The organism is Streptococcus sp. X13SY08 (genome assembly GCF_001182825.2).
GTDB lineage: Bacteria > Bacillota > Bacilli > Lactobacillales > Streptococcaceae > Streptococcus.
Genome location: NZ_LFYO02000002.1, coordinates 30,933 through 40,779 on the forward strand (window position 1 = coordinate 30,933; position 9,847 = coordinate 40,779).

Below are 9,847 nucleotides of genomic sequence, written 5' to 3' on the forward strand. Positions count from 1 at the left end.
ATGGTCTTGAATTTTTAGGGAAACTCGTGAACTTAGGAAAATGTTTTTCTCAGAGAGTTCTTTAAAGTAATCTTTTATGATTACCATTTCTATCAACTAGTGTATCTTTGTTTTCAAGAGAATGAGCAAAAAATTATTTAAATTGCTAGATGATTATTATTCTCCTGATTTTGAATAGAAGAAAAGAGAGAATCAATCTGATTCTCTCTTCTACTTAATCGCTCATTACCCATTATGTTGATAAGAGTCCTTTTCCATCTAGCATTGAGGTGTAGTTTAGGATTAGAAATTTGTTTACTTCATCGTTGGGAACAAGAGCACATCACGAATGGTTGTCGTATCTGTCAAGAGCATGCAGAGGCGGTCGATACCGATACCGAGACCACCGGTTGGTGGCATACCGTATTCAAGGGCTTCTACATAATCGTAGTCGATACCAGTGGCTTCGTCATCACCGAGTTCTTTAGCAGCAGCTTGTGCCTCAAAACGAGATAATTGGTCGATTGGGTCATTGAGTTCAGTGAAGGCATTTCCGTACTCTTTGGTCATGATGAAGAGCTCAAAGCGATCTGTGAAGCGTGGGTCCTCTTCATTTTTCTTAGCAAGTGGAGAAATTTCCACTGGATGACCGTAGACAAATGTAGGCTGAATCAAGGTTTCTTCAACAAATTCTTCAAAGAAGACATTGATGATGTGACCAACGGTATTGAAATGTTTTTCAAGTGGAACATTTTTTTCTTTTGCAAGAGTGATTGCTTCTTCGAGAGTCATCTCTTTCCAGAAGTCAACGCCTGTTACTTCTTTGATAGCATCTACCATATGCACGCGCTTGAATGGTTCATTAATTTTGATTTCTGTTCCTTGATAGATAACAGGTTCGTCACCTTTGACAGCACGTGCTGCATGCTGAATAATACCTTCTGTCAAATCCATGATACCAAGGTAGTCTGTATAGGCTTGATAGACTTCAATCATAGTAAATTCTGGATTATGAGTAGCGTCCATTCCTTCGTTACGGAAGATACGACCGATTTCATAAACGCGTTCCATACCACCAACAATCAAGCGTTTGAGATGCAATTCCAAGGCGATGCGAAGAACCATATCCATATCTTGTGCGTTGTGGTGAGTCATAAATGGACGAGCAGCAGCACCACCGGCTTCATTGTGAAGAACAGGTGTTTCCACTTCGAGGAAGCCAAGTCCGTCAAGGTAACGACGGATTTCTGAAATGATTTTTGAACATGTTACAAAGCGATCGAAGCTTTCACGGTTGGAAATCAAATCCAAATGGCGTTTACGATAAATGGTTTCGACGTCTGTCAATCCATGGAATTTTTCTGGAAGTGGACGAAGTGCTTTAGACAGGTGAGTCAATTTAGTAGCCTTGATAGACAACTCACCCATATCTGTGCGCATCACTTGCCCTTCAACACCGACAAAGTCACCTAAGTCAGCTTTCTTGAAGAGTTCATAATTTTCTTCGCCAACCATATCTTTGCGGACGTAGATTTGAATTTGGCCTTCACGATCTTGAACGTGAGCAAAACCAGCTTTCCCTTTGCCGCGTTTGGTCATCAGACGACCAGCGATAATAGCTGTTTCGTCCATGTCATGCAATTCTTCTTTGGTCTTATCTGCGTATTTTTTTTTTAATTCTGCTGAGTTGGCAGTGCGCTCAAATCGTTTTCCGAAAGGATCGATTCCTTGTTCAGCAAGAGCCGTCATTTTTTCACGACGGACAATCTGTTGGTCATTTAATTCTTCGATGTGTTCGTTAGACATTCTCGATTTCTCCTATAAAAAAGTCTGTTCTTTTTATTTTATCATAGATTAGACAAAAAAGCAGGAAAAGTTGAGCCAGACAGGAAAAAACATGGACCAGATGATCCATGTTTTGGTTTATTGGGCTAAATCTGCAAAGCTGGCACCCACAAAATCTGCTAGTAGCTGACTGTCGATGCGAATAGAGCGACCTATTTCTCCTGCTGAGACGATCAGTGTTCCTTTGTCAGCCGCTGATTGGTCAATATAAATGGGAAAAGCGTGTTTTTGACGAATACCGACGGGATTATTAGCGCCGTGGATATAGCCTGTTGTCTTTTCAAGATCCTTTTGGGGAATTATGCTGGCTTTTTTATTGCCAGAAATTTTGGCTAATTTTTTCTCAGACAAATGCTCTGTGATGGGTAAAATTCCAATAATCGGACCAGTCTTATCCCCAGTTAGGGCAAGGGTTTTGTAGATATCTGATTCTTTTATACCCTCTGGTAAAACTCCTTCAAAAGCATTTAAAACTAAGCTATCGTGTGGAATCTTTGCCTTGTCTAGAATTTGATCCACTAGGGTCTTCTTGACTTTTGTCTTCTTACTCATTTGTATTTTTCCTCAAGTTTGCTCATCCAAAGTCCCAACCAAATACCGAGTACAAAGAGAAGCGCAGCCATTGCCCACGTACCAAAACCGGCTCCAAGATAAGAAATAATAGATTCTTTGCTACTTGGGTTTGGAATGAGAATGAGAAGGGTACTGGAAAGGACAATTCCAATGATGAAGTGATAGACACGTGAATGGAAGTTCTTTAGGGCATAATCCATGGCTTTGGAAAAGAGGAGAATGGCAAGGATACCACCAATAGCAATGGGTAAAAAAGTACCCGCTAAATCTAATTTTTTAAAGCCTGTAAGCATAGGTGCGTAGAGCCCTAAGATAAGCAGTAAATTAGAAGGGCTGAGGCCAGGGACCAACACACCAAGTGCAATCAAGGCTCCAGCTAAGATAAAGGATGCAAAATTAGCCGGTAAGGTTCCTACCAAATCATTCAAGGAATACAAGAAGAACCCTGAAATGATAAATGTTCCAATTAACCATAACCAATCTGCCGTGTCTCTTGAAGAGCGCTTGCTAGATTCTTTCCAGAGACTTGGCAATGTCCCAACAATGGCACCCGCAAATCCCCAGAGAACTGGAACTTGATAATGAGTCAATAAGAAATCGACTGGAAATGAAAACAAAGCTATTCCAAGGATTCCTCCTATTCCCACAGGAATAAAGAAAAGAACGTTTTCTACAAAGTTTTCACGGATATGGGCTAAAAAACCAATTAATCGTTCATAAATACCTAAAATAGCAGCGAGTACGCCACCAGAAACGCCTGGTAAAATAAAGCCCAGAGCAATAATCATGCCTTTGATGATTCTTGAAATCCAAGAAGCCATAATTTCCTCCAAAAAAATGTGATACTTTATTGTACCACATTTTTGAAAGGGGTCTATACTTTAAAAAAGCTAGGACGTGCTTTAAACAGGATAACCAGTAAAATCAAACAGATAATAGTTGAAGGTAGGATATAACTCATATTGTACTGAAGAGAATAGAGCCAAACTGGAATACCTTTAGGAGCATAATCACCGTAGAAGATGACTCCTGAGAGGAAATTCCCTAAAAAGCGGAAGAGTCCACCGACCAGACTTGCCAATGTCATGATGAGGACAGCTTTAGAACCAGTATTTTCCTGTTTGAGAGATGTGGCGAAGAGTCCGGCAAAACCAACTCCAGCATAGGCTACAGCATAATCAAGGAAGATCTGGAAAATATTGAGAAAGTAGCCACCATAAAAGAGCTGAATGGAGCCCACGATAGCACCTGTTACCAATCCTGTAGCAAATCCATGGCGAAGCGCCAAGAGCAAGATTGGTAGCATAACCAAGGAGATAGAGCCACCTTGAGGCAAAGTATAAAGGGGAAGACGATCTAGGATGAGAGCAATGGCGGCAAAAATAGCGATTTCTGCAAGGATACGTAGTCGAGACTGGAACATAAAAAAACTCCTTCTAAATACAAAGGAGCTCTGCTTTTTAGCAAGTTATCAACACAATCCCTACGCTAGTCCTAACTAGATCAGGTTTGAGGATTTCGCTTACGCGATCTCAGCCAAGGCGCTCCTTTGTGAATATATAATTGTAGAAATAGTATAGCCTATTTTTCAGGAACTGTAAAGAGCTTTTGATAAACTGCATTTGGTTCCTTGAGGGGAGTAATCAAATTCAAATCTAAATGGTGTCTAAAACCATTGACATAGCCACGAGAAGTGTATTGATGCAAATCATAGTCCAAATTGGTATTTGGCGCGGCATCATAGTAGCCCGAGTCGTTACCGTATGTTGGAATCCAAACGGAATCAAACTTCTCTGTTGAAATACTGTGCTCTTCCATGAAGTAAGTTCCTATGTAAATACCGATGTTTTTAGCTCCCAAGTCCACTAATTCTTGGCGGAAAGCTTCTACACCCGCATTCATATCGTCCATGGTTTTCTCTTCTACATCAAGCCAGTAAAAAGTTGGGTGGTAAGGAGAAGCTGCTTCATAGAAGGTTTTAGCTTCGGCTTTCATCTTTTTCTCACTGTTTCCTGTTACGTAGGCATATACTGCTACTGGAATGCCACGTGCTTGGAATTCTTTGATATGAGTTTTAAACGATTTATCCAAACCATTTTTGTCAGAAGCGTTATTATCTTTTTTTGTGTGTGAACCAGATTGGACGCGCACAATGACACCTGAAATGTTGGCTGCTAAAACATCATAGTCCATATCGGCTGGAAGTTGCCAGCCAGATACATCAATAATGGGTTTCATCTCCAGAGGATCTTCAATGTAAACAGGGCTAGCACTGTAGGCCGCCGTGGAAGAAGAGACTTCAGAGGAGGTGGATAGAACTCCCGTGGTTGTAGATGGTTGTGTCAGGTCTTGTGAAGTGCTTTGAGCATATCCTCTAGTCACAAGTATGAGTCCAGTGAAAAAGAGGAAAAAGGCAATCACAAAGATAGGTTTAATTTTCTTTCTCATCGGGTATATTCTACATTAATCGAAATAAAAAATCAAAAAATATAAGCTAAAACCAACTATATTTAGTAATTATTAGAAGAAGGAGTGAGATGAAGGTACAGAAATTGAGCTATATTGTGATGCTAAGTGCGCTATCTATCGTGCTGCGCGTCGCATTCGGTGCTTTTCCAAATATCAAGCCATTGACGGCTGTTTTCTTGATTAGCTTATGTTATCTTCCGTTGGTAGATAGCCTACTTATCATGGCTCTGACTATGGTGGGGAGTGGTTTTTTTGTTTGGGATGAGCCCCGCGATTGTCTGGCAGGTGTTGGCATATCTACTCATTATGCTGGTCTAGTACCATTTGTCCTCTTGAAAAAAGGCGAAAACTCCCTGTTTGGCTAGGTCCTTTCTGTGCCGGTCTAGCAGCATTTCTATATGGATTTTTGATTAGTATTCCAACTTCTATGCAGTTTGGAGCTGATTTTTTGCCCTATTGGCTCAATGGGCTGAGCTTTGATGTCATGCATGCTCTATCTACTTTTTTCTTCTACCCATTTATTTATTCTATTTTTAGGAGATTTTATCATGAAAAAAATTAGTCTGATCCTTTGTTCACTTGTCACTCTGCTATTTTTAGGAGCATGTCACAACCAGTCGTCTGATGGCGAAAAAATGATTCCAGTTGCAGTCACTATCGAGGGAAATGGGAAATCACGTACCCAAGAGTTTCAAGTAGAAGAAGGAGATTCAGTCATGGACGTCATGGAAGACAATTATGACATTGAAGAAGATGGTGGCTTTATTACAGCTATTGATGGCGTGAGTGAAGATGCTTCAAAAAATCTTTATTGGCTCTATGATATTAATGGAAAAATGGCGGAAGTTGGTGCAGAAGAAGCTGTCCTTAAAGAAGGGGACAAGATTGCTTTCCGGCTTGAAGCGTTTAAATAAAGGAATAAAGGGCGCTAGCCCTTTTTTGCTCTGCTATTCTAAGAAGAAATATGGTATAATGAAACAATATGAAAAAATGTAGATTATCCACGAGAACGAAGGTGTATGCATGAAAATCGACAAGCGTCATTTATTAAATTATTCAATCTTGATTCCCTATTTAATCTTATCTGTCGTGGGCTTAATCATTGTTTATTCAACGACCAGTGCCAATCAGATTCAAAGAGGAGCTAATCCTTTTCGTCCGGTGATTAGCCAATCTGCCTTTTGGATTGTGAGCTTAGCGGCTATTTTTATTATCTATCGGATGCGGCTGAGTTTTTTGCGAAGCAGTCAGGTTGTCATGGGGGCCATTTGGGTAGAAATTATCCTCTTGATTGCTTCACGTTTTTTCCCTACCGTGAATATTTAAAGTTGGTCATCATATGGTTCTTAGCTCATAAATTTGCCAGAATACAGGGCGATATTCGGACTTATGATTATCAAGCTTTAACAAAAGGGCATTTCTTGCCCCATCATTTTAATGATTGGCGTGTTGTCAGCGTCCTTTTGCTTGGCTTAGTTGCGAGTTTGCCTGATTTGGGGAATGCGACCATTATTGGCTTAGAAATTATCATCATGATTACCGTTAGTGGTATTGGTTTTCGCTGGTTTTCAGTCGCTTTGACGGGCCTTGTAGCGGGGGCAGGTGCTCTGCTTGGAACGATTGCTATTTTTGGAGTGGATGTTGTATCCAATATTCCTGGGATTGGTTATGTCGCCAAACGTTTTTCAGCCTTTTTCAATCCATTTGAGGATGTAACCAATGCAGGTCACCAGTTGGCAAATTCATACTATGCTATGAGTAATGGGGGCTGGCTTGGTTTGGGACTAGGAAATTCGATAGAAAAGAATGGTTACTTGCCAGAAGCCCATACAGATTTTGCTTTTTCAATTGTGATTGAGGAATTAGGTTTGATTGGTGCTAGCTTGATTCTGGCGATCTTATTTTTCCTTATTCTGCGTATTATCGTGGTGGGAATTCGAGCAAGGAATACGTTTAATTCCATGATGGCACTTGGAATTGCAGGCATGCTTCTCATCCAGACCTTCGTCAATGTCGGAGGAATTTCTGGTCTTATCCCAGCAACTGGAGTAACCTTCCCTTTCCTATCACAAGGGGGATCAAGCCTTTTGATTATCTCGATTGGGATTGCCTTTGTCCTTAATATTGATGCCAATGAAAAACGTGAAATTCTCCGCGAGGAAATTGAACGCACCGCTTTTGATGCTGAAAAAGAGTAGTTACTAGGAGATAAATGATGTCGATACAAAAATTGGAAAGCCATAACAATAAAGAAACGATTCATGAAGAAGTTCTCATCTTGACAGAGACTCTAAAAGATGTGGCTCGTCAGATGATTTCAAAGGATAGTTTCGATAAAATCATTGAATTGTCAGAGCTCGCTACGGCAGAACATTACCATGAATTGTTGGATATTATCAAAGATTTGACCAATAAGGAATTGGAAGTCATTTCTCGCTATTTTGCTGTACTGCCTCTTCTCATCAATATTTCAGAAGATGTGGATTTGGCCTATGAAATCAATCGTCAAAACAATCTTGGAACAGATTATCTAGGCAAAATTTCAACGACCATTGAAATGGTAGCAGAGCGTGAAGATGCAAAAGACATTTTGGAACATCTTAATGTGGTGCCTGTCTTAACTGCCCATCCGACTCAGGTACAGCGCCAATCCATGCTGGATTTGACCAATCGGATTCATGAACTCTTACGTCGTTATCGTGATATCGAAATGGGTCTTCTCAATAAAACCAAGTGGGAAGAACAATTGCGCTCTTACGTTGAAATTATCATGCAGACGGATATGATTCGTGAGAAGAAACTCAAGGTGACCAATGAGATCACCAATGCCATGGCATACTACAATTCTTCTTTTATTGAAGCTGTTACCAAATTACAGAGCGAATACAAGCGTTTGGCTGCGGAGCGTGGAGTGGAGTTGGAAAATCCTCGTCCTATTACTATGGGGATGTGGATTGGTGGAGACCGCGATGGGAACCCATTCGTCACAGCAGAAACGCTCAAATTATCTGCATTGACACAGGCAGAAGTAATCATGGATTACTATGACGAAAAGCTTTCTCAGCTTTACCGCACACTTTCTCTTTCAACGACTATTGTTGATGTGACTCCTGAAGTGTTAGCCTTGGCGGATTTGTCGGAAGATAAGTCAGTCTATCGTGAACACGAGCCCTACCGTCGTGCTTTCCACTTTATCCGTATGAAATTGAAACATACACGGGATTTTCTCATTCATGATCAAAAGCATGACTTGCGATATGGCAGTGTGAAAGAATTTAAGGAGGACTTGCTGGCTATTAAAACGTCGCTTGAAGAAAACAATGCGGCTATCTTAGTCAAAGGCGATCTGGCAGAATTGTTAGAAGCTGTTGAAGCTTTTGGTTTCTATTTAGCAAGTATTGATATGCGTCAAGATTCCATCATTCATGAGGCCAGTGTCGCTGAATTACTGGCAGCAGCTAATATTGTGGCAGATTATTCTAGTTTATCTGAGGATGAAAAATGCCGTGTCCTTTTGCAAGAACTCACAGAGGATCCGCGAATTCTATCTGTTACTCATGTGCCAAAATCAGAGCAATTGGAAAAAGAATTGGCTATTTTTCAAGCCGCGCGTGAGCTCAAGGACAAATTGGGTGACGACGTTATCAAGCAGCACATTATTTCTCATTCTGAAAGTGTGTCAGATACGCTAGAGCTAGCTATTCTTCTTAAGGAAGTTGGCTTGGTGGATAAGGAAAAAGCTCGCATTCAAATCGTTCCATTATTTGAAACCATTGAAGACTTAGAACATTCTTCGGCTATTTTAGAAGAGTATTTGAATCTTGAAGTTGTTCAAAACTGGATTGCTGATAACCATCATTACCAAGAAATTATGCTGGGTTATTCTGATTCAAATAAGGATGGAGGCTATCTGGCTTCTGGTTGGACTTTGTATAAGGCTCAAAACCAATTGACGCAAATCGGTCGCAATCATGGGGTAAAAATTACCTTCTTCCATGGTCGTGGTGGAACTGTCGGACGCGGTGGTGGTCCTTCTTATGATGCTATTACCTCCCAGCCATTCGGTTCCATCAATGATCGCATTCGCTTGACAGAACAAGGGGTGCAACTTTGGATCGTATGGTGACCCAGATGATTACCGACCCGAGTGAAATCGATGGTTATCGTGCCACTATGGATGATATTGTAGAAGACAGCTACAGTATTTATCGTGAGCTAGTCTTTGGCAATCCTCATTTCTATGACTATTTCTTTGCTGCTACCCCGATTCGTGAAGTATCAAGTTTGAATATCGGCTCTCGTCCAGCTGCTCGTAAAACCATTACTGAAATTTCTGGTTTACGTGCAATTCCTTGGGTCTTCTCATGGTCGCAAAACCGTGTCATGTTACCAGGTTGGTACGGTGTTGGTTCTAGTTTTAAGCGCTATATTGACAAGGCACCTGAAAATCTCGCCAAACTACAAAAAATGTATACTAGCTGGCCATTTTTCCGCTCCCTCTTGTCAAACGTGGACATGGTTCTTTCTAAGTCTAATATGAATATTGCCTTTGAATATGCTAAAATGTGTCAGGATCCTGAGGTAGAGGCAGTCTTTTATCCTATACTGGATGAGTGGCAGCTGACCAAAAATATAATATTGCAAATTGAACAGAACGATTCTCTACTTGCTGAATTACCATTCCTTAGAGCTAGTCTAGATTATCGTTTACCTTACTTCAATGTCTTAAATTATATTCAGATTGAACTCATCAACCGTTTGCGCCGTGGAGAACTGAGTGCGGACCAAGAAAATCTCATTCATATTACCATCAACGGAATCGCAACAGGCTTGCGAAATTCAGGATAGACTCTATTTAGAAAATCAAGTGTATCTTGGTTTTCTTTTTTTATTAGTTTTTGAAAATTGGTTTACAGTAATTTTCTGGTAACATTTTCTTTTAGAAAATCCAAGCATTGCATTGAAAACGCTTGCGCCACAT

7 protein-coding genes, 2 pseudogenes and 1 riboswitch are annotated in these 9,847 nt (G+C 40.6%); of the genes and pseudogenes, 4 read left to right on the forward strand and 5 right to left on the reverse strand.

Annotation, left to right across the window (positions count from 1 at the left end; translation table 11 throughout):
* Positions 1 to 294: 294 nt before the first annotated feature.
* From lysS to AEX56_RS00770, 5 genes are all read right to left on the reverse strand, one after another.
* On the reverse strand, positions 295 to 1,785 hold the full coding sequence (gene lysS, locus AEX56_RS00750; protein WP_049617530.1) for a lysine--tRNA ligase: 1,491 nt from the start codon (positions 1,783 to 1,785) through the stop codon (positions 295 to 297).
* A gap of 117 nt (positions 1,786 to 1,902) precedes the next feature.
* Complete coding sequence (locus tag AEX56_RS00755; RefSeq protein ID WP_049617531.1) at positions 1,903 to 2,376, reverse strand: aminoacyl-tRNA deacylase; 474 nt, start codon at positions 2,374 to 2,376, stop codon at positions 1,903 to 1,905.
* Positions 2,373 to 3,218 carry a DUF368 domain-containing protein gene (locus tag AEX56_RS00760; protein WP_049617532.1) on the reverse strand — a complete coding sequence of 282 codons (846 nt, stop codon included), beginning with the start codon at positions 3,216 to 3,218 and terminating at the stop codon, positions 2,373 to 2,375. Before AEX56_RS00760 ends, AEX56_RS00755 begins: the two co-directional genes overlap by 4 nt.
* 53 nt (positions 3,219 to 3,271) lie before the next feature.
* Positions 3,272 to 3,820 (reverse strand): energy-coupled thiamine transporter ThiT, encoded by a 549-nt coding sequence (gene thiT, locus AEX56_RS00765; RefSeq protein WP_049617533.1) that lies wholly within the window; start codon positions 3,818 to 3,820, stop codon positions 3,272 to 3,274.
* Positions 3,821 to 3,860: 40 nt separating this feature from the next.
* A riboswitch (TPP riboswitch) is annotated at positions 3,861 to 3,956 on the reverse strand.
* Between the two features lie 22 nt (positions 3,957 to 3,978).
* A complete protein-coding gene (locus AEX56_RS00770) occupies positions 3,979 to 4,845 on the reverse strand; it encodes a glycoside hydrolase family 25 protein (protein WP_049617534.1) in 867 nt (288 codons plus the stop codon).
* Positions 4,846 to 4,934: 89 nt separating this feature from the next.
* On the opposite strand from AEX56_RS00770, the gene AEX56_RS08715 reads away from it, so the two are divergent.
* The 4 genes and pseudogenes from AEX56_RS08715 to AEX56_RS00790 all read left to right on the forward strand — a co-directional run bounded on the left by AEX56_RS08715 (position 4,935) and on the right by AEX56_RS00790 (position 9,714).
* Positions 4,935 to 5,231, forward strand: coding sequence for a hypothetical protein (locus AEX56_RS08715; protein WP_236682931.1), 297 nt, complete (start codon positions 4,935 to 4,937; stop codon positions 5,229 to 5,231).
* Positions 5,232 to 5,414: 183 nt separating this feature from the next.
* Entirely contained in the window at positions 5,415 to 5,780 is a 366-nt protein-coding gene (locus AEX56_RS00780) for a DUF4430 domain-containing protein (RefSeq protein ID WP_049617535.1), read from the forward strand.
* Positions 5,781 to 5,889: 109 nt separating this feature from the next.
* Positions 5,890 to 7,064: pseudogene (locus tag AEX56_RS00785) on the forward strand (FtsW/RodA/SpoVE family cell cycle protein).
* Positions 7,065 to 7,177: 113 nt separating this feature from the next.
* A pseudogene (locus AEX56_RS00790) lies at positions 7,178 to 9,714 on the forward strand (phosphoenolpyruvate carboxylase).
* Positions 9,715 to 9,847: the final 133 nt, after the last annotated feature.

Excerpts from the sequence above, each read along its gene's own strand:
- lysS (WP_049617530.1), bottom strand. The coding sequence starts at position 1,785 with ATGTCTAACGAACACATCGAAGAATTAAATGACCAACAGATTGTCCGT.
- AEX56_RS00755 (WP_049617531.1), bottom strand. The coding sequence starts at position 2,376 with ATGAGTAAGAAGACAAAAGTCAAGAAGACCCTAGTGGATCAAATTCTA.
- AEX56_RS00760 (WP_049617532.1), bottom strand. The coding sequence starts at position 3,218 with ATGGCTTCTTGGATTTCAAGAATCATCAAAGGCATGATTATTGCTCTG.
- AEX56_RS00770 (WP_049617534.1), bottom strand. The coding sequence starts at position 4,845 with ATGAGAAAGAAAATTAAACCTATCTTTGTGATTGCCTTTTTCCTCTTT.
- thiT (WP_049617533.1), bottom strand. The coding sequence starts at position 3,820 with ATGTTCCAGTCTCGACTACGTATCCTTGCAGAAATCGCTATTTTTGCC.
- AEX56_RS00780 (WP_049617535.1), top strand. The coding sequence starts at position 5,415 with ATGAAAAAAATTAGTCTGATCCTTTGTTCACTTGTCACTCTGCTATTT.
- AEX56_RS08715 (WP_236682931.1), top strand. The coding sequence starts at position 4,935 with ATGAAGGTACAGAAATTGAGCTATATTGTGATGCTAAGTGCGCTATCT.